Source organism: Achromobacter sp. UMC46, assembly GCF_014170335.1.
Lineage (GTDB): Bacteria > Pseudomonadota > Gammaproteobacteria > Burkholderiales > Burkholderiaceae_B > Achromobacter.
Genome location: NZ_LZZS01000031.1, coordinates 113,793 through 133,593, shown reverse-complemented (window position 1 = coordinate 133,593; position 19,801 = coordinate 113,793). Strand labels below are relative to the sequence as shown.

The following is a 19,801-nucleotide window of genomic DNA, read 5'->3' as shown; positions in this document are numbered from 1 at the left end:
TGGGTCTCGGGTGCTGTTAGCGTGGCGGCAAAACGGTAAATAATACGCTGGATCGGGGCGGCGCTGCCCGATGGCCGCCCCCAAGGCGGTTCGTGGCCATCAGGCGGACGCGTCGCCCCGGGCCGCGAACACGCTGGGCGGCTCGCCCACGGCACGGCGGAACATCGCCGCGAACGCGCTGGGGCTCTCGTAGCCCAGGTCCAGCGCCACGTCCAGCACCCGCGCGCCGCGCGCCAGCCGCTCCATGGCCGCCAGCAGGCGCGCCTGCTGGCGCCAGCGGCCGAACGTCATGCCGGTGTGGCGCAGGAACAGGCGATGCACCGTCTTGGGGTCCACCCCCAGTTCCCGCGCCCAGTCCGCCGCCCCCGCCTGCCGCTCGGGATGACGCACGATGGCGCGGCAGATGCGCGCCAGCCGCGGCTCGGACGGCTGCGGCAAGTGCAGCGGCAGCACGGGTTCCTGGCGCAATTCGTCCAGCAGCAGCGTCATCAACCGGCCGTCGCGCGTGCCGGGCGCCCAGTCCAGCGGCACCTCTGCGGCCGCCACCATCAGCTCGCGCAGCAGCGGGGAAATCGACAGCACGCAGCATTCGCCGGGCAAGTGCGCCGCGGCGCCTGGCTCGACGAAGACCGTGCGCATGCGCGGCTCTCCGCTCATGCGGATGCCGTGCGGCACCCAGGCCGGCACCCAGACGCCGCGCGTCGGCGGCACGACCCAGATGCCGGCGTCGGTATCCACCACCATCACGCCGGAGATCGCATAGAGCAGTTGCCCCCGGCGGTGCCGGTGCCGGCGCACGCGATGGCCGTCTTCGTAGTCCACGGCCAGCCCGGCGACGGGGCGCGGCGACGATTCGTAGGGGAACAGGTCCAGATCCGCGGGGGACCGGGACGCGGCGGCGCCGGCGCTCATGGCCGCAACGCCAACAGCGCCGCTTCCAGGTGCCGCAACCCCCGGGTCAGCGGCTTGTCGCGGCGCATCACGATGGCCAGGTCGCGGGACAGGCGCGGCGTCAGTGAGCGCACGGCCAGCGCATCGCGCTGCCCCGCGCCGGACACGGCCAGTTTCGGCAGCACCGCGCAGCCCAGGCCGGCCGCCACAATTTCCTTCATGGCTTCGGTGCTGCCCAGTTCCATGACGGGTTTGGCCGCCACGCCCGCCGCTTCGAACCAGTCGTCCACCAGCCGGCGCGTGCGGGCACCAGGTTCGAACAGCACCAGCGGCAGCCCCGCCAGCGACTGCGGCGTCACGGCATCGGGAATGGCGCCCGGGTCGCGGGCGGGGAAGATCGCCACGAACTCGTCTTCCAGGACGGGGCTGACCTGGAACATGCGGCCTGGTGCGGGCAAAGTGACCAGCGCCATGTCCAGCGTGTTGTTCTCCAGCCCGCGCAGCATGTCCGACGTATTGCCGGTGCTGGCCACGATATCCAGGGCGGGAAAGCGGCGCCGCATGTCGGCCAGCACGGGCGGCAGCAAGTAGGTGCAGGCGGTGGCGCCCGTGCCCAGCCGGATCCGCCCTGACACCTGCGACACGTGGGCCGACATGGCCTGCTCGGCCTGCGCCAGCGCGGCGTCGATGACGCGGATATGGGTCAGCAGTTCCAGCCCGGCGGCGGTCGGCCCGGCGCGGCGGCCGATGCGCTCGACGAGCTTCAGGCCGAAGCGCCGTTCCAGCTGGCGGATCTGCAGGCTGACGGCCGGTTGCGTCACGCCGCCGCGTTCGGCGGCAGCGGAAAAACTGCCCAATTCGACTACCTGGGCGAACGTGCGCAGATGGTCCAGGTTCAAGCCACGCATCGCTTCTATCCAAAGTTTTGCTTATGAAAATCATAATAAACCAAAGCTTTATTAATGAATTGCCTTGCGCGACACTGGCGGCTGGTTCTCCTTCATCGACTTCCCGCCCCTTTCATGCCGCCCACCCTGCCTACCGTCCTGATCCGCGACAGCGCGGACGCCGACTTGCCCGCCATCAAGACCCTGTACGCCCACCACGTCGAACACGGCACCGCCTCGTTCGAACTGGAACCGCCCTCCATCGCCGAAATGCGCCAACGGCGGGGCAGCGTGCTGGAAAAGGAAATGCCTTACCTGGTGGCGGAGATCAACGGCGAGGTCGTCGGCTATGCCTACGTCACCCCTTACCGTCCGCGCCCGGCTTACCGCCACACAGTGGAGGATTCGGTGTATGTGAAGGCCGGCCGCAGCGGGCTGGGCATCGGCGGCAAGCTGCTGGCCGCATTGATCGAACGCTGCACCGCCGCCGGCTGGCGCCAGATGCTGGCGATAGTGGGCGACAGCCGCAACGCGGCGTCGCTGGCCCTGCATGCCAGCCAGGGCTTCCACCCCGTCGGCACCCTGCGTTCCGTCGGGCACAAGCATGGCGAATGGCGCGATACCGTGCTGATGCAGCGCGCCCTGGGCGCAGGCGACGCCATCCCGCCGCAACGGCCGTGATCCCGCCGCGCGCCATTGTCTGCCTGGGCCTGACCCAGCTGGTCGGCTGGGGCGTGACGTTCTATCTGATCGGCGCGCTGGGGCCGGCCATGGCGGCCGACCTGGGTTGGAGCCCCGCCGCCGTCTACGGCGGCTTTTCCGCGGCCATCGTGACGATGGCGCTGGTATCGCCCGTGGCCGGCATGGCCGTGGACCGCTGGGGCGGCCACCGCGTCATGCCCGTGGGCGCCGTGATTGCCGCGGCCGGCTGCGCCGTGCTGGCCACCGCCCATGCCGTTGCCGTGTATTACCTGGCCTGGCTGCTGTTGGGCGTGGGCATGCGCCTGTGCCTGTACGACGCCGCCTTCGCCTCGCTTGCCCGCGCTGCCGGCCCCACCGCGCGCCGCCCCATGTCGCAGATCACGCTGTTCGGCGGCCTGGCCTCTACCGTGATGTGGCCCGTCGGCCACGCGCTGTCCGAGTGGCTGGGGTGGCGCGGCGCGGTGCTGGTCTACGCGGCGCTGGCCCTGAGCACCTTGCCGCTGTACCTGGCGCTGCCTCGGCAACGCTACGCCGCCTCCGCCGCCGCAGCCCCCCGGCACACCGACGGTCTTGCCCGCACCGTCTACGAACGCCGGTTGGCCGGCGCGTTGTATGCGGTCATGGCGATGCTGACCAACTTCCTGGCCGCCGGCAACGCCGCCCATCTGATCTCGCTGCTCTCGGGCCTGGGCCTGGCCACGGCGGCCGCCGTCAGCGTCGCCGCGCTGTGGGGCGTCGGCCAATTCACCGCCCGCCTCGCCGACGTCGCCCTGGGGTCGCGGCTGCATCCGCTGACGCTCACGCTGGCCGTCAGCGCCTTGTTTCCGCTGTGCTTTCTGCTGACCCTGCTGTCCCGGGGCAACCTCTACGCCACCGCGGCGTACGCGCTGGTCTACGGCGCCTGCAACGGCCTGATGACCATCGCCCGCGGCACGCTGCCGCTGGCCCTGTTCGATTTCCGCAGCTACGGCACGCTGGTCGGCACGCTGTTGATCCCGAGCTTTCTATTGACCGCCACCGCGCCGGTGGCCTATGCCCATGTGATCGAGCAGCACGGCGCGCGCGCGGCGATGGGGCTGTCTGCCGGATTGGCCGCGGCCATTCTGGCGGCGGCGTTCGCGCTGCGGTGGCGCTTTATCGCCCGGACCCGGGCATGACGGCGGCGCGGTGCGCCCGCTGCCCGGCCAGTGCGCGGGCGAATTCGTCGCCGGTGGCGGGCGGATAGAACAGGAAGCCCTGCATCAGTTCGCACCCGGCGTCCTGCGCGGCCTGACGGTGCGCGGCCGTTTCGATGCCATCGGCAACGGTCGTGATGCCCAGGTCTTTCGCCAGTTGGCAGATCGACCGCAGCACCTTGTGGGAATCCGGATTGCGCGCGGCGTTCCAGACGATGGATTTTTCCAGTTTCAAGCCGGCCAACGGCAGCGTCGATAGCCAGGCAAGATTGTTGTAGCCCTTGCCGAAGTCGTCCAGCCAGACCTGGACGCCCAGGCTCGTGAACTCTTCCAGAACGGCGCGCACGTCGGCCGGGCCGGCGTGGGACGTGGCCGCTTCGGAGATCTCCAGGCGCAGATCCCGCGGTGTGAGGCCATGCGAGAACACGCCAAGCAGGATCGCGTCCACGACATCGCGACGAGCAAAGCTCTGCGGAGAGACATTGATATTGACGACCGTGCCCTGGCCAGCGGCCGCCTGCCGCCAGCGCGCCTGATCGGCGGAGATGGCGCGCAGCCCCCAGCCCACCAGCGAATCCGCGGCCTCTGACGCGCACGCGTCCCGCAACAGGCTTTCGATGTCCGCCCCCGCGCCGCCTGCGCCTTTCCACCTGAGCAGCGCTTCGGCACCCGCGATCTCCTGGGTCTGCGCCGTCACGATAGGCTGGTAGTGGAACTGCAGCCTGTCGTCCTGGGCCGCCGCCAGCAGCGGATACCGGGATTCGCCGGGCATGCGGAGCAGCGGCATGATGCTTGCGGATGCCGGCGCGTCTTCCCGCCCGCCGTCCACGCGCAATTCGCCCGAGAACGCGTATCCCTTGCCCCGCATGCTCCGTATGGGGATGGAGGCGCCCGCGACATTGCCCTTGCGCTTGAGCCGGCTGACAATCAAGTCGAGCGAGCGGCCGTTGCTGGCGATGTCCGCGCTCTCGTCCGTGAAATCGCCGCGCCCGACCAGTTTTTCGGGATGCCTGTGAATGGCCTGCAGGACCAGCCGTTCCATCCGCGTCAAACTGATGCCCTCGCCGCCCGGAGGGATCAGCGTCCATTCGTTGTCCCCAAGGCGCCACGCCTTTTCCACAGGTGGCGGACTTGTCGCGACTTGCCCCGGCGCCGGCTCGGATCTGCGCGCGGCATGACCGGCGGGCGCATAGGAAAGGGTGAGCTTGCGTTGCGCGGATTGGATGGCGGCGGCGACTTCGCTATAGCTGATGCTGGCGCCGTAACAACTGTCCGCGCCCGCCAGCAGCGCATTGATCCGCACCGAGGGGCTCTCGATGTCGCGTATCGCGATGATCGTGGAACTTAGGAAATTCGCCCGCAGCTGGCCGATGGTGATGTCCAGGTCTCGCGGCAGGCACAGATGCACCAGGATCTCGCCGGACAGGCGAGTCGCCGCCCCCTCCAGCAGCGAGACGGGGTTCAAAACAAAACCGATTTGCTCGAGGGAATTGGAAATGCCCCGTTTTGCAAACTCGTTGTCGAAAACGAGAATAATCCGCGCCCGATTCATAATGATTAAGCCCTGATTGATAATGCCGCTCCAGCGAACGGTATCGAAATGTGTGGATGCATTTCCATACCTGGAACAGAGTCGCAAAAAAAGGGGCCTGAATACGAAAAGGGCGGTTTTAAGTCATTTTTTATTGAATATTTTTCATATTTATATGAATGAAATTCAATATATCAATATAAACCTCAAAAATCTGCGAAATATAGCGACACGCGTCATCCGGCGGCGCGCCGCAAAACGGGGATGGCGTCAGGCCCGCGCGGCCGTCCACTTTTCCCAGCCCGCGCGGCGCAGTTCGCAGGCCGGGCAGGTGCCGCAGCCGTAGCCCCAGCCGTGGCGCGCGCCGCGTTCGCCCAGATAGCAGGTGTGGCTTTCCTCGACGATGGTTTCGACCAGCGCGTTGCCGCCCAGCGTCTGGGCCAGCGCCCAGGTTTCCGATTTGTCGATCCACATGAGCGGGGTTTCGATGGTGACACGGCTGCCCAGCCCCAGACCCAGTGCCACCTGCTGCGCCTTGATGGTGTCGTCGCGGCAATCGGGATAGCCCGAGAAGTCGGTTTCGCACATGCCGCCGACCAGCACGTCAAGCTGGCGCCGGTAGCCCAGCGCCGCCGCCAATGTCAGAAAAAGCAGGTTGCGCCCAGGCACGAACGTGTTGGGCAGGCCGTTGGCCTGCATCTCGATGGCGCGGTCGCTGGTCATGGCCGTATCGCCGACCTGGCCCAGCACCTTCAGGTCCAGCAGATGGTCTTCGCCCAGCCGCGCCGCCCATTGCGGAAAGCCTGCTCGGATGTCGCGCAGCACGTTCAAACGCGCATCCAGTTCGATGCGGTGGCGCTGGCCGTAATCGAACGCCACCGTCTCCACATGGGCATAGCGGTCCAGCGCCCAGGCCAGGCAAGTCGTGGAATCCTGCCCGCCCGAAAATAGGACAAGTGCGCGGCGTTGATGATTTTGCATAAAGGGGGCTTCTAGAAAGACGAAGGGAACAGGCGAACTTTAACGCAGCCCCGCCGCCTTTCCCGTAAGCAAGCCTGCGTAAAATCGGATCCGTTTCCCATTCCGCAGTTTGCAGCCGCCGCGTTTCTCCCCCTTCCCTTTTCCAGCCGCCCGACGGATCCCCGCCCGATGAATGCCATCCGCCCGAAGTCCGATTCAGCAGAACCCTTGCGTCACGATATCCGGCTGTTAGGCCGCCTGTTAGGAACGGTCATCGAGGAATGTGAAGGCAAACGCGTCTTCGACACCATCGAAACGCTGCGCCGCACGGCCGTGAAGTTCCGCCGCGAGGGCAATGAGGCGGACAGCAAGCTGCTGGAGCAGCGCGTCAAGCGCCTGCAAGGCAACGACCCGAACTCCGTCGCGCGCGCCTTCAGCTACTTCCTGCATCTGGCCAACATCGCCGAAGACCGCGACCAGAACCGCCGCCAGCGCGCCCGCGCGCTCGCCGACGACACCGCGTCGCGCGGCAGCCTGCGCGATGCGGTGCAAACGCTGGGCAAGCATGGCGTGGGCGCCGCCCGCATCCGCCGCCTGCTGGCCGAGGCTTGCGTGATGCCCGTGCTGACCGCGCACCCTACCGAGGTGCAGCGCAAAAGCACCCTGGACGTCCACCGCGAAATCGCCTCGGCGCTGACGCAGCGCGACGGCCCGCTGACGCCGGAAGAACTGGCGCAGCTGGACGCCGCCCTGCTCGGCCGCGTCGCCACCCTGTGGCAGACCCGCATGCTGCGCTACACACGCCTGACGGTGGCCGACGAAATCGAGAATGCGCTGTCGTACTACCGCAGCACCTTCCTGCAAGTCATCCCGCGCTTGTATGCGGACCTGTCCAGGCTGCTGAACCGCGAGCCCGCCAAGCCGTTCGCCGCGCCGCCCCCGCCGCTGGAGCCCTTCCTGCGCATGGGCAGCTGGATCGGCGGCGACCGCGACGGCAACCCGAACGTGGACGCCAGCACCCTGGAGCGCGCGCTGCTGCGCCAGGCCACCGTGCTGTTCGAACACTATCTGCAAGAGGTCCACGCGCTGGGCGCGGAACTGTCAATCACCACCCTGCTGATCACGGCCAACCCCGAACTGCTGGCGTTGGCCGAGAACAGCGGCGACGACTCCCCGCACCGCAGCGACGAGCCCTATCGCCGCGCGCTGGTCGGCGTCTACGCGCGCCTGGCCGCCACGGCGCAAGGGTTGACCGGCCAGAACCTGGCCCGCCGCAGCACCGTGGCGGCGGCGCCCTACGGCGCGCCGGAAGAGCTGTCGGCCGACCTGGCCGTGATCGCCGCGTCGCTGGCCGCCCACCATGGCGCGCCCATCGGCCGGCTGCGGCTGGCCGGGCTGCAACAGGCGGTGGAGGTCTTCGGCTTCCATCTGGCCACCGTCGACTTGCGCCAAAGTTCCGACGTGCATGAACGCGCACTGGCCGAATTGTTCGCCCGCGCCGGCACGCAGCGCGACGGCCAGGCGCTGGACTATCTGGCGCTGGACGAAGACCAGCGCGTGGCGCTGCTGCGCGCCGAACTGGCGCAGGCCCGCCCGCTGGCGTCGCCCTGGATCGCCTACAGCGAAGACACCACGCGAGAGCTGGCGGTGTTGCGCGCCGCTGCCGCCGGTCGTGCCCGCTACGGCAAGCAGGCCGTGCGCCAGACCATCGTGTCGCACACCGAGACGCTCAGCGACCTGCTGGAAGTGATGGTGCTGCAGAAGGAAGCCGGCCTGATCGCGCCCGCCGGCCAGGACATCGCGGCGGAAGACGGCCTGATGGTCGTGCCGCTGTTCGAGACCATCCCCGACTTGCAGCGCGGCGCAGAGATCATGGCCGCCTGGCTGGACCTGCCCGAAGTGCGCCAGCGCGTGAAGCTGGCGCAGAACGGCGCGCAGGAGGTCATGCTGGGCTATTCCGACAGCAACAAGGACGGCGGTTTCCTGACGTCGAACTGGTCGCTCTACCAGGCCGAACGCGCGCTGGTCGACGTGTTCTCGGCCCGCCACGTGCGCCTGCGCCTGTTCCATGGCCGCGGCGGTTCGGTGGGCCGCGGCGGCGGCTCCAGCTTCGACGCCATCCTGGCCCAGCCCCCGGGCACCGTCGCCGGGCAGATCCGTCTGACCGAACAGGGCGAAGTGATCCAAAGCAAGTACAAGGACGCCGAGGTCGGCCGCTGGCACCTGGAACTGCTGGTCGCCGCCACGCTGGAATCCAGCCTGGCCCCGCGCGCCGAAGCCACCAGCGCCGAAGACGCGCACATGGCGCACCACGGCCCGGCCATGTCGTTCATGTCGGACATGGCGCAGCGCACCTACCGCGGCCTGGTCTACGACACGCCCCGCTTCGCGGAGTACTTCTTCGCCGCCACGCCCATCAGCGAAATCGCCGGCCTGAACATCGGTTCGCGCCCCGCGTCGCGCAAGAAGGGCCAGCGCATCGAAGACCTGCGCGCCATTCCCTGGGGCTTCTCGTGGGCGCAATGCCGCCTGATGCTGACGGGCTGGTACGGCATGGGCTCGGCCATCGAGGCCTATCTGGAAACCGGCGCCCCCGATGCGCCGCGCTCGCGCCGCGGCCGCCTGGCGCAGCTGCGCGAGATGGCGCGCGACTGGCCCGCCTTCCGCACGCTGCTGTCCAACATGGAAATGGTGCTGGCCAAGTCCGATCTGGCCATCGCGGCCCGCTACGCCCAACTGGTCCCGCAGCGCGGCCTGCGCGAACGCGTGTTCGGCGCCATCAGCGCCGAACACGCCCGCACGCTGGCCATGCTGAAGCTATTGACCCAGCGCGAACTGCTGGCCGACAACCCCACCCTGCAAGACTCGCTGCGTGAACGCTTCGCCTACATCGACCCGCTGAACTACCTGCAGATCGACCTGATCCGCCGCCACCGCGCGGCGCACAAGCATCCCAACGCCGACATCGACGAACGCGTGCAGCGCGCGATCCATCTGACGATCAACGGCATCGCGGCGGGGCTGCGCAATTCCGGCTGACGCCCGCATTGCCGGCACGGCGAACTATCACTGGTGACATTGGCGCGGCTGGGGCAGCGCACCCGCAAGGTGCCCTCCTCTGTCGCCCCAGACGTCCACCAGATGAACGCCAAAAAAACCCCATTTGTCCACCCCCGATGACTTTTAGTACTATCTTTCTCAGAAATTCTATATACGCACAAATGTTCGTATATAGAACAAACGATTTTTCTGGCCCATGCGCACAGAAAGGCACCCGAGGAAGAGACAGAGATCACCCTGGTTCCCCCTCGAGCCCGCCTGCGCCGCCGCGGCCTGCCAGCAAGCATCGAGCGAACCATCATGGATACTCCCCTCAAGAATCTCGCCGTCATCGGCGCAGGCGCCATGGGCAGCGGCATCGCCGCGCTATTCGCCTCGAAGGGACTCGACATCGTCCTGATCGACCCGATGGAAGGCGCCCTTGATCGCGCCTTGAAGACCATCGAACGGCAATTGAACGTCTACGCCCCAGACGGCGTGGCGGCAGCCATCCAGCGCATCCGCTTCGACCCCGGCCTGGACGCCGCCGCAAGCTGCGACCTCGTCATCGAAGCCGTGCCGGAAAACCTGGAACTCAAGCGCGGCATCTTCGCCAAGCTTGACGCCGTGTGCCCCGCGCACACGCTCTTCGCCACCAATACCTCGGGCCTGTCCATCAACGCCATCGCCAGCGCGGTCACGCGCCGCGACCGCTTCGTGGGCACCCACTTCTTCACCCCGGCCGACGTCATTCCGCTGGTCGAAGTCGTGCGCAACGACGACACCTCGGAAGCCACCGTCGCCCAGGTCATGGCCACGCTGCGCTTCGCCGGCAAACGGCCCGTGCTGGTGCGCCAGGACATCCCCGGCTTCATCGCCAACCGCATCCAGCATGCGCTGGCCCGCGAAGCGATCTCGCTGTTGGAAAAGGGCGTGGCCAGCGCCGAAGACATCGACGAAGTGGTCAAGTGGAGCCTCGGTATCCGCCTGGCCTTGTCCGGCCCGCTGGAACAGCGCGACATGAACGGCATCGACGTGCACTACGCGATCGCCAGCTATCTCTACAAAGACCTGGAAAACCGCACCGAACCATCCGAGCTGCTCAAAAGCAAGGTCGAAAGCGGGCAGATCGGCGCCAAGAGCGGCCAGGGCTTCTACACCTGGAGCCCCGAACGCCGCGAACGCGTGCTGCGCGAGAAAAGCGCCACGCTGGGCGAGCTGGCCGCGTGGCTGAACAGCAAGGCCGGCGACGCCTGACGGCGCCACAACGAATTCAAGACAAATAAGGCGCGGGGGCCACGGCCAACCGCGCCAACGGGCCACGAGCCCAACCACACAAAGAAAACAGACGTCGCACCCGCCCGCGCCGCCACCCGGTGGCGGGCAAGGCAAGACACAAGAGAACCCGCCTACGGAGTTGTTGGAGGCACCATGAATAAACTCGCTTCATTCTTTACCGAGCTGATGCGCAAGTATCTGCCCGATCCTTTCGTCTTCGCGATCGCGCTGACCCTGCTGACCGTTCTGCTCGCCATGGGCATCGAGGGCCAGAGCATCGGCGACGTCACCCGCGCCTGGGGCAAGGGCTTCTGGAGCCTCTTGGCCTTCACGACGCAGATGGCCGTGATTCTGGCCATGGGCTACGTGCTGGCCACCGCGCCGCTGACCGACCGCCTGCTCAACCGCATCGTCAGCCATGTGCACCGCCCGCACACCGCCATCATCGTCGCGACGCTGGTCGGCGGCGTGGGCAGCTACCTGAACTGGGGCTTCGGGCTCGTCATCGGCGGCATCGTCGCCAAGAAGCTGGCGCTGAAGGTCAAGGGCGTGCACTACCCGCTGATCATCGCCGCGGCCTATAGCGGCTTCACGATGTACGGCCTGGGCCTGTCCGCCAGCATCCCGGTGCTGGTCGCCACCCCCGGCCACCCCACCGCCAAGCAGATGGGCACCATCCCGCTGTCGGAAACCATCTTCTCGGTGCCCATGCTGATCACCAGCCTGGTCATCATCATCACGCTGCCGCTGCTCAACGCCTGGCTGCACCCGAAGAAGGGCGAGAAGATCGTTGAAGTGGACCCGGGCATCGACCGCGACGCCAACGCTTCCAACGCCACCGAAGACATGCTGGAAAAGGGCACCATTGCCTCGAAGCTGAACAACAGCCGCATCCTCTCCATGCTGATCGGCGCGCTGGGCATCGCCTACGTCACGTTCCACTTCATGGACGGCGGCTCGCTGGACCTGAACCTGATCAACTTCATCATCCTGTTCCTGGGCATCATTCTGCTGGGCACGCCGGCCGCCTACGTGGCCAAGCTGACCGAAGGCATCAAGACGATCTCGGGCATCATCCTGCAATACCCGTTCTACGCCGGCATCATGGCCATCATGGCCGCCTCCGGTCTGGTGACGTCGATCTCGCAAGTGTTCGTCGACTTCGCCACGCCCGCCACGCTGCCGTTCTGGGGCCTGATCAGCTCGTTCTTCATCAACTTCTTCGCCCCGTCCGCCGGCGGCCACTGGGTCATCCAGGGTCCGTTCATGATCGACGCCGCCAAGGAAATCGGCAGCGCCATGAACCAGACGACGATGGCCGTCATGCTGGGCAACGCCTGGAACGATCTGGTGCAACCCTTCTGGATCCTGCCGGCGCTGGCCTTGTCCAAGCTGAAGCTGCGCGACGTGATGGGCTACACCGTCATCATGATGCTGTGGGTGGGCGTGATCCACATCACCGCCGTGCTGGCCTGGGGCTACGCCACGCACTGATCCACCGCGCTTTCATCGAACAGACAGGAACTGATATGAGCAAACCGACTGCGTATCTCGTCACCGGCGGCAGCGCCGGGATTGGCGCCGCCATCATCCGCATGCTGCTGGAAGCGGGCCACAAAGTGGTCAACATCGACTACCGCCTGCCCGAGCATCCGCCGGCGGGGCTGGTCTCGTATCAGGCCGACCTGACCGATGAAGCGCGCACCAAGGAAGTCGCGCAGGAAGTCACCGCCGCCTACAACATCGTGGGCCTGGTGAACAATGCGGGCGCGACCCGCCCCGGCACGGCCGACACGGCCACGCTGGCGGATCTGGACTATGTGGTGAACCTGCATCTGCGCACCGCGCTGATCCTGGTGCAGGCCGCACTGCCCGCCATGCGCCAAGCCGGCTTCGGCCGCATCGTGAACATGTCGTCGCGCGCGGCGCTGGGCAAGCCGGATCGCGTGGTCTATTCGGCCACCAAGGCCGGCCTGGTCGGCCTGACACGCACGCTGGCCATGGAACTGGGCGGCGACGGCATCACCGTCAACGCCATCGGCCCCGGCCCCATCGCCACGGACCTCTTCACGAAGAGCAACCCGGCTGGCGCCCCGCAGACCGAACGCATCATCAACAGCATCGTCGTCAAGCGCCTGGGCACGCCGGAAGACGTGGCGCGCGCCGCCATGTTCTTCCTGTCGCCCGACAATGGTTTCGTGACCGGCCAGATGCTGTATGTCTGCGGCGGTACGACGCTGGGCGTGGCCCCGATCTGAGCCCGGCCGCCATGCACGACCAGCCCCGCCTTCCGCCCTGCCGCCGGGTTCGCCTAGCGGCGCAGCAGCGCGTGGTTGATCTGGCCGGCGGCGTGGCGCAAGGGCGGCAGGAAGGCTTCCAGCATGGCCTCGCGCGAGAAGCGGTTGGAATGCCCGCTGACGTTCATCGCGGCGATCACCCGGCCGCTGCGGTCGATGATGGGCACCGCGACGGACTGCAAGCCGGGTTCAAGTTCCTGCGCCACGCAGGCGTAGCCGTCGGCGCGCACGCCGGCCAGCACGCGCTTGAGTTCGGCGATGCCGGTCACCGTGTCGGCGGTGTAGGCCTGGATCTGGCTCATGGCCAGCACCCGGTCCAGCTCCGCCTCCGGCAGGCCGGCCAGCAGCACGCGGCCCATCGACGTCACCCAGGCCGGCAGGCGGCTGCCCACGGCCAGGTTGATGGTCATGACCTTGTGCGTGGACAGGCGCAGGATGTAGACGATGTCCGCGCCTTCCAGCACCGACACGGAGCAGGACTCGCGCGTGAGCTCGGCCACTTCTTCCATGTAGGGCAGCGCCAGATTCCACAGCGGCGTGCCCGACAGGTAGGCGTAGCCCAGCTCCAGGATGCGCGGCGTCAGCGCGAATTTGCGGTCTTCAACCGTGACGTAGCCCAGGTGTTCGAGCGTCAGCAGGATGCGGCGCGCGCCGGCGCGGGTCAGCCCCGTGACGGCGGCCACTTCGGACAGCGTCATCTGCGAACGGTCCGGGCCGAAAGCCCGGATCACCGACAGGCCGCGTGCGAAAGATTGCACGTAACTGTCGCTGGGTTGCTGGGTGTCTTGCTCCGCCATCCGTCTGGTCTCACGAGAAAAAAACTCGCCGCTGGCGAGCCGTCCGTTGCCCGCGAAGGCAACGCAAAACATTGGAGATCGCGCGGCGTCGGCTTGCCTTGACGCTATGCGGTCCCCATGAAACGATGTTCTTCAGAAGAACGAAAGTTCTAATGAAGAACAAATTATGACACGCCACCTATGAGCGAACATCATGATCTCTAAGCTTGTTGCAAGCGCGGCGGCCGCCCTGGCGGACGTACCCGACGGCGCCACCGTCATGATCGGCGGCTTCGGCACCGCCGGCCAGCCCATGGAATTGATCGACGCCCTGCTCGAACAGGGCGCGAAAGACCTCGTCATCATCAACAACAACGCCGGCAACGGCACCACGGGCCTAGCCGCCCTGCTGGCCGCCAACCGCGTGCGCAAGATCATCTGCTCGTTCCCCCGCCAGGTGGACTCGCAGATCTTCGACGGCCTGTACCGCAGCGGCAAGCTCGAACTGGAACTGGTGCCCCAGGGCAACCTGGCCGAGCGCATCCGCGCCGCCGGCGCCGGCATCGGCGCGTTCTTCTCGCCCACCGGCTACGGCACGCCGCTGGCCGACGGCAAGGAAGTCCGCGAAATCAACGGCCGCCACTACGTGCTGGAATATCCCCTGCACGCCGACTACGCGCTGATCAAGGCCGAACGCGGCGACCGCTGGGGCAACCTCGTCTACCGCAAGACCGCCCGCAACTTCGGCCCCATTATGGCCAGCGCCGCGCGCGTGGCCGTGGCGCAAGTGCGCGAAGTGGTCGAGCTGGGCACGCTGGACCCCGAAACCGTCGTCACCCCCGGCATCTTCGTGCAGCGCGTCGTGCAGATCGACGCTACCCCGGCCGCCAAGGAGCAGCAATGAGCACCAAACTGACCCGCGACCAGATCGCCGCCCGCGTCGCGCAGGACATCCCTGAAGGCGCCTACGTCAACCTGGGCATCGGCCTGCCCACGCTCGTCGCCAACCACCTGCCGGCCGACCGCGAAGTCATCCTGCATACCGAAAACGGCATGCTCGGCATGGGCCCCGCGCCCGCCAAGGGCGAAGAGGACTACGACCTGATCAACGCCGGCAAGCAGCCCGTCACCGAACTGCCCGGCTGCTCGTTCTTCCACCACGCCGACTCGTTCGCCATGATGCGCGGCGGCCACCTGGACATCTGCGTGCTGGGCGCCTTCCAGGTATCGCAGCACGGCGACCTGGCCAACTGGCACACCGGTGCGCCCGACGCCATCCCCGCCGTGGGCGGCGCGATGGACCTGGCCATCGGCGCCAAGGACGTCTTCGTGATGATGGAACTGCAGACCCGCGAAGGCCAGAGCAAGCTGGTCGAAGCCTGCACCTACCCGCTGACCGGCGTGCGCTGCGTGTCGCGCGTGTACACGGACGTGGCGGTGTTCGACATCCGCGCCGACGGCGTGACCGTCATCGACATGTTCGGCGACGTCACCGCCGACGCGCTGCTGACCCTGACCGGCCTGCCGCTGAAGTTTTCCGCTTGAGTTTTTTTGACGATGCGCCGCCCCGGCACTGGCCGGGGCCGCCTCTCTGGAGAGTCCATCATGTTGTTCATGGTTCAAATGCAGGTCAATCTTCCCGTCGACATGCCCGCCGACCGCGCCGATAAGCTCAAGGCCGACGAAAAGGCGCTGGCGCAGCAACTGCAACGCGACGGCAAGTGGAAGGAATTGTGGCGCGTGGTCGGCCGCTACGCCAACGTCAGCATCTTCGACGTGGAAAGCAACGACGAATTGCACACGCTGCTGGCGTCCCTGCCGCTGTTCCCGTACATGGACATCAACGTCACGGCGCTGGCGCGCCATCCCTCGGCGATCTGACAGGAGCATTCCATGCCCTACATCATCGAAACGTTCGACAAGCCCGACCACCAGGCCGTCCGCCAACAGCACCGCGCGGCGCACCTGGAGTACCTGGACGCCAACAAGCAGCTGCTGCTGGCCTGCGGCGCCAAGCTGCAGGACGACGGCAAGGACGCCGGCGGCGGCCTGTACATCGTCGACCTGGACACGCGCGACGCCGCGCAGCAATTCATCGACGCCGACCCGTTTTCGCAGGCCGACCTCTTCGACCGCGTGACCATCACGCGCTGGCGCAAAGCCTACGTCGACGGCACCTGCCATCTGTAATCCCTAAGCGGCCGCCCTTCACGCGGCCGCGGTTTCATCCGAGGTAATCCCACATGGCTTACGCCGAACTCAGCCAGGCACGGCTGTTCTACGTCATCGATGGGCCGGCCGACGCGCCGGTGCTCGTGCTCTCCAATTCGCTGGGCACCTGCTCCGACATGTGGGCCCGCCAGATCCCCGAACTGGCCAAGCACTTCCGCGTGCTGCGCTACGACACCCGCGGCCACGGCAAGTCCTCGATCCCCGACGGCGAATACACTTTCGCGCAACTGGCGGGAGACGTCGCCGAACTGCTGGCGCACCTGAACATCAAGCAGGCCCACTTCTGCGGCCTGTCGATGGGCGGCCCCACCGGCATCGCGCTGGCGCTGGCGCACCCTCAGCTTGTCGCCAAGCTGATCTTGTGCAACACGGCCGCGCGCATCGGTTCCGCCGACGGCTGGAGCACCCGCATCGCCGCCGTGGCCGACCAGACGCTGGAAAAAATGGCGCCCACGCTGGTCGAGCGCTGGTTGACCGACGGCTACCGCGCCGCTGAACCGGGCCTGACCCAAGTGCTGATCGACATGCTGCGCCGCACGCCAGACGCCGGCTACTCGGCCAACTGCGCGGCCCTGCGTGACGCCGACTACCGCCCGCAGGTGTCCGCCATCACCGCGCCCACGCTCGTCATCAGCAGCACGCACGACCTGGCCGCCACGCCCGCCCAAGGCAAGGAGCTTGCCGCCGCGATCCCGGGCGCCCGCTACGCCGAACTGAACACCTCCCACATTTCGAACTGGGAGCAACCGGAAGCCTTCACCCGCGCGGTCGTCGACTTCCTGACGGAGTAATCGCATGCAGCGCTGGAAACACCGGCCCGAAGGCTCCAACTGGGGCGACTTCGGACCCGACGACCAACTTGGCCGCCTGAACCTCATCACCGAAGCGCAAGTCTTGAAGGGCGCGCGCGAAATCCGCGCCGGCAAGACGTTCTGCCTGTCGCTGCCGCTGGACCTGCCGGGCGGCAACGTGCTCAACCCGCGCCGCCATCCGCCGCAGTTAAGCCCCACCAAGCTTGCAGACACGCCCTACCTGAACTTCCCGCTACGCAACGTCAACCCGGATGCGGTGGACGTGCTGAGCGACGACCAGGTGCTGCTGTCCATGCAGTACTCCACCCAGTGGGACGCGCTGGCGCACGTGGGCGCGCTGTTCGACGCCGACGGCGACGGCAAGCCTGAACTGCGCTACTACAACGGCTTCCAGGCCGGCGTCGATGTCATCGGCCCGGCCGACGGCGATCACACCGGCTGCGGCTGCAACAGCGGCGGCCCGTCGGCCGCGCTGAAGCTGGGCGTGGAAAACCTGGCGCAGAAAGGCATGCAAGGGCGCGGCGTGCTGGTGGACCTGTTCCGCCACTACGGCCCCGGCCGCACGCTGATCGGCTACGCGGAACTGATGCACGTGCTGCAGACGGACGGCATCACGATCGAGTCCGGCGACATGCTGGTGCTGCGCACCGGTTACGCCGAAGCCGTCGTCGCCATGAACGGCACGCCCGACCCCGAGGTGCTGCACACCTACGGCGCCGCGCTGGACGGCACCGATGCCGCGCTCCTGCAATGGATCACGGACAGCGGCATCGCCGCCATCTGCGCGGACAACTATGCGGTCGAGGCTTACCCGGCCAGGGAAAAGACGGGCCCGCGCGCCATGCTGCCGCTGCACCACCACTGCCTGTTCAAGCTGGGCTTGCCGCTGGCCGAGCTGTGGTACCTGAAAGACCTGGCGGACTTCCTGCACGCCAACGGCCGCCACCACTTCATGCTGACGGCGCCGCCGCTGCGCCTGCCGCACGCAATCGGTTCGCCGGTCACGCCGATCGCCACGGCCTAAGGCAAAAAAAGCGAGCGGCGAACGCCCCAAGAAAAAAGCGCCAGACGCAATGTCTGGCGCTTTTTTTTCGCGGCGGCAACGCTCGCAGATCAGCCCTTCAAGCACGTGCTCATGAAGGTCTTGCGCTTGTCGCCCGTCAGCTTCTGCTCGCCGGCCGTGGCGTTGCAGTCCTTCATCTTCTGCTGCTGCGGCGTCAGTTGCTTGGCGGGCGCCGGGGCCTCGCCTTTCAGGCAACTGCTCATGTAGGTCTTGCGGTCGTCGCCCGTCTTGCCGGTCGCCGACTTGTTGCAGTCCGCCATGCGCTGCTGCTGTGGCGTGGGTGTCTTGGCGGGCGCGGCGGCAGGCGCGGCAGGGGTCTGCGCATACGCCCCGAAAAAGCATGCGGACAACACGATGGCCGAGGCCAGCTGGCTAGTACGGGAAAGCATGAGTTTCTCCCTTGAGCGTTAAGCGCCCGCCTGGCGCAGGGTCGCGCATGGCGGCGGGCGGCACGATCCGCCGGCCACGTGCCGGCACGGCCATCATCGAACAATCCGCCGGGCTTCGCAAGCGCGGAAAGGTTAAGAAAAGCCAGGGAATCCGGCGTCCGCCGTTCAGCTTTCCGACAGCCGAAATCCTCAAGCTCGAGACATTCCGATGCATTTGTGCCATCCCCCGTCGAATCTGGGAACAAGCCGCGCAACCTGTTACCCATTCATCCTTTTGACCCGTTGTGCCCGGCTGCGGAAAGGTGTGAGATACAGCTGTCCGCGCCCGTTGCGGACGGCGAAGACGGCGGCGCGGACATGCAAGCGCCCCGGCGCCCGTGCCCCAGGAGACTTCCATGAAACTCGCCCTTGCCTCTGCTGTCCTGCTTGCCGGCCTGTCCTGCGCCGCCGGCGCCCAAAGCATGGCTTACGGCGTCACCCTGGGCAACGTGCAGGCGGTGCGCGACACGAACATGAATGTGTCCACCATCACGGGATCGCTCGCCAACCAGTCGGGCCGGCCCATTTCCAGCGCCGTGCTGACCTTCGTGCTGTATGACGCGCAGGGCCGCGAGGTCGGCCGGGTCAACGACGACGTCATCGGCCCCATGGCCCCAGGCCAGATCCGGCTGGTGAAAGCGATCACGCCGCTGCAATTCACCCGGGTCACGGTGCTGGACGTCCGCGCGCAATAGAAGAGGGTATTGGCCCCCACGCTTCGCACGCTGCGCGCGCTCTCTGCCCCCCGAGGGGGCTTCCCCCGCCTTGGGGCGGCCCGGCGGCGGGGGGCCCCCACGCTTCGCACGCTGCGCGCGCTCTCTGCCCCCCGAGGGGGCTTCCCCCGCCTTGGGGCGGCCCGGCGGCGGGGGGGCCCCCACGCTACGCGCGGGGTTTGTCCTCGCGGGCAGCAAAAAAACCCTTCTGTAGTCAGGGTTTAGACAGGTGCCTGTCGGTCCAAATATGGGAAAATCCGGCTTGCCGACTCGATAACAGGGGCTTCCACACGAAGCCCCTTATTGCGTCTGTCGGCGTGCCAGCAGGCCTGGCCTTGTTACTAGGATGTGAAGATCATGTTCCCAAAAAGACTCACCGAAGGCTACCAATCATTCCTGGAAGGCCGTTTCCATTCGGAAAGCAGCCGCTATCAGAAGCTGGCTGAACTGGGCCAAAACCCGGAAATCCTGCTGATCGGCTGCTGCGATTCCCGCGTGTCCCCTGAAGTGATCTTCGACGCCGGACCCGGTGAAATGTTCGTGGTCCGCAACGTCGCCAACCTGGTGCCGCCCTGTGAGCCCGACTCTGAATCGTCCTACCACGGCACCAGCGCCGCGATCGAGTTCGCGGTCAACGGCCTGAACGTCAAGCACATCGTCGTGCTGGGCCACGCGTCCTGCGGCGGCATCCGCTCGTTCTTCGACGACGCCAAGCCCCTGTCCAAGGGCGACTTCATCGGCAAGTGGATGTCGCAGATCGAGCCCATGGCCGAACGCCTGGGTCCCGGCTCCGGCGACCGCCAGACCAAGCTCAAACGCCTGGAACTGGCCGTGGTCGAACACAGCCTGAACAACCTGATGACATTCCCGTCCATCCGCCGCCGCGTGGAAAAGGGCGACCTGGAACTGCATGGCACCTACTTCGGCGTAGCCACCGGCGTCCTGTTCCTGCGCGACCCGCAAACCGGCGAATTCCAGCCCTGCCTGGAAACCGGCATCAGCGGCTAAGCACCGCCG

20 protein-coding genes are annotated in these 19,801 nt (G+C 66.9%); 14 read left to right on the top strand and 6 right to left on the bottom strand.

Annotated features, from left to right (window positions below; genetic code table 11):
• Positions 1-99 precede the first annotated feature (99 nt).
• The gene (locus tag A9973_RS21565; RefSeq protein ID WP_183015724.1) at positions 100-912 is read right to left on the bottom strand and encodes a helix-turn-helix domain-containing protein; all 813 of its coding nucleotides are present in this window, start codon (positions 910-912) and stop codon (positions 100-102) included.
• On the bottom strand, positions 909-1,799 hold the full coding sequence (locus A9973_RS21560) for a LysR family transcriptional regulator (RefSeq protein ID WP_183015723.1): 891 nt from the start codon (positions 1,797-1,799) through the stop codon (positions 909-911). The genes A9973_RS21565 and A9973_RS21560 overlap by 4 nt, the downstream gene beginning before the upstream one ends.
• Before the next feature lie 114 nt (positions 1,800-1,913).
• Here A9973_RS21560 and A9973_RS21555 point away from each other — a divergent pair, with 114 nt between their 5' ends.
• Together A9973_RS21555 and A9973_RS21550 are read left to right on the top strand one after the other, a co-directional pair.
• A complete protein-coding gene (locus A9973_RS21555) occupies positions 1,914-2,459 on the top strand; it encodes a GNAT family N-acetyltransferase (RefSeq protein WP_183015722.1) in 546 nt (181 codons plus the stop codon).
• Positions 2,456-3,637: an MFS transporter gene (locus A9973_RS21550; protein WP_183015721.1), complete on the top strand. Its 1,182-nt coding sequence runs from the start codon at positions 2,456-2,458 to the stop codon at positions 3,635-3,637. The genes A9973_RS21555 and A9973_RS21550 overlap by 4 nt, the downstream gene beginning before the upstream one ends.
• Here the strand turns inward: A9973_RS21550 and A9973_RS21545 are convergent.
• Both A9973_RS21545 and queC read right to left on the bottom strand, forming a co-directional pair.
• On the bottom strand, positions 3,615-5,120 hold the full coding sequence (locus A9973_RS21545) for an EAL domain-containing protein (protein WP_255469258.1): 1,506 nt from the start codon (positions 5,118-5,120) through the stop codon (positions 3,615-3,617). The genes A9973_RS21550 and A9973_RS21545 overlap by 23 nt on opposite strands.
• Positions 5,121-5,456: 336 nt before the next feature.
• Entirely contained in the window at positions 5,457-6,167 is a 711-nt protein-coding gene (gene queC, locus A9973_RS21540; protein WP_183015719.1) for a 7-cyano-7-deazaguanine synthase QueC, read from the bottom strand.
• Between the two features lie 168 nt (positions 6,168-6,335).
• Between queC and ppc the strand changes: the two genes are divergently transcribed.
• The 4 genes from ppc (at position 6,336) to A9973_RS21520 (ending at position 12,721) form a co-directional block, all read left to right on the top strand.
• The gene (gene ppc / locus A9973_RS21535; protein WP_183015718.1) at positions 6,336-9,185 is read left to right on the top strand and encodes a phosphoenolpyruvate carboxylase; all 2,850 of its coding nucleotides are present in this window, start codon (positions 6,336-6,338) and stop codon (positions 9,183-9,185) included.
• Positions 9,186-9,506: 321 nt separating this feature from the next.
• Positions 9,507-10,442: a 3-hydroxyacyl-CoA dehydrogenase family protein gene (locus A9973_RS21530; protein WP_183015717.1), complete on the top strand. Its 936-nt coding sequence runs from the start codon at positions 9,507-9,509 to the stop codon at positions 10,440-10,442.
• Between the two features lie 174 nt (positions 10,443-10,616).
• Positions 10,617-11,957, top strand: a complete 1,341-nt coding sequence (locus A9973_RS21525) for a short-chain fatty acid transporter (RefSeq protein WP_183015716.1) — start codon at positions 10,617-10,619, stop codon at positions 11,955-11,957.
• 35 nt (positions 11,958-11,992) lie between these two features.
• A complete protein-coding gene (locus tag A9973_RS21520; RefSeq protein ID WP_183015715.1) occupies positions 11,993-12,721 on the top strand; it encodes an SDR family NAD(P)-dependent oxidoreductase in 729 nt (242 codons plus the stop codon).
• Positions 12,722-12,774: 53 nt separating this feature from the next.
• Here A9973_RS21520 and A9973_RS21515 read toward each other — a convergent pair whose 3' ends face one another.
• Positions 12,775-13,557: an IclR family transcriptional regulator gene (locus A9973_RS21515; protein ID WP_183015714.1), complete on the bottom strand. Its 783-nt coding sequence runs from the start codon at positions 13,555-13,557 to the stop codon at positions 12,775-12,777.
• 193 nt (positions 13,558-13,750) lie between these two features.
• Between A9973_RS21515 and A9973_RS21510 the strand changes: the two genes are divergently transcribed.
• From A9973_RS21510 to A9973_RS21485, 6 genes are read left to right on the top strand one after another with little or no spacing between them, the layout of a single operon-like run.
• A complete protein-coding gene (locus tag A9973_RS21510) occupies positions 13,751-14,440 on the top strand; it encodes a 3-oxoacid CoA-transferase subunit A (protein WP_183015713.1) in 690 nt (229 codons plus the stop codon).
• Positions 14,437-15,081, top strand: coding sequence for a 3-oxoacid CoA-transferase subunit B (locus A9973_RS21505; protein WP_183015712.1), 645 nt, complete (start codon positions 14,437-14,439; stop codon positions 15,079-15,081). Before A9973_RS21510 ends, A9973_RS21505 begins: the two co-directional genes overlap by 4 nt.
• Positions 15,082-15,141: 60 nt before the next feature.
• Positions 15,142-15,417, top strand: coding sequence for a muconolactone Delta-isomerase (catC, locus tag A9973_RS21500; protein WP_169274136.1), 276 nt, complete (start codon positions 15,142-15,144; stop codon positions 15,415-15,417).
• 12 nt (positions 15,418-15,429) lie between these two features.
• The gene (locus A9973_RS21495) at positions 15,430-15,726 is read left to right on the top strand and encodes a YciI family protein (protein ID WP_183015711.1); all 297 of its coding nucleotides are present in this window, start codon (positions 15,430-15,432) and stop codon (positions 15,724-15,726) included.
• A gap of 53 nt (positions 15,727-15,779) precedes the next feature.
• The gene (pcaD, locus tag A9973_RS21490; protein ID WP_183015710.1) at positions 15,780-16,559 is read left to right on the top strand and encodes a 3-oxoadipate enol-lactonase; all 780 of its coding nucleotides are present in this window, start codon (positions 15,780-15,782) and stop codon (positions 16,557-16,559) included.
• Between the two features lie 4 nt (positions 16,560-16,563).
• Positions 16,564-17,604 (top strand): cyclase family protein, encoded by a 1,041-nt coding sequence (locus A9973_RS21485; protein WP_183015709.1) that lies wholly within the window; start codon positions 16,564-16,566, stop codon positions 17,602-17,604.
• An 89-nt stretch (positions 17,605-17,693) separates the two neighbouring features.
• Here the strand turns inward: A9973_RS21485 and A9973_RS21480 are convergent, their stop codons facing one another.
• Positions 17,694-18,032, bottom strand: a complete 339-nt coding sequence (locus tag A9973_RS21480; RefSeq protein ID WP_183015708.1) for a PsiF family protein — start codon at positions 18,030-18,032, stop codon at positions 17,694-17,696.
• 395 nt (positions 18,033-18,427) lie between these two features.
• Here A9973_RS21480 and A9973_RS21475 point away from each other — a divergent pair, with 395 nt between their 5' ends.
• On the top strand, positions 18,428-18,766 hold the full coding sequence (locus A9973_RS21475) for an FxLYD domain-containing protein (protein ID WP_183015707.1): 339 nt from the start codon (positions 18,428-18,430) through the stop codon (positions 18,764-18,766).
• Positions 18,767-19,141: 375 nt separating this feature from the next.
• Positions 19,142-19,792, top strand: a complete 651-nt coding sequence (locus tag A9973_RS21470; RefSeq protein ID WP_183015706.1) for a carbonic anhydrase — start codon at positions 19,142-19,144, stop codon at positions 19,790-19,792.
• Positions 19,793-19,801 lie beyond the last annotated feature (9 nt).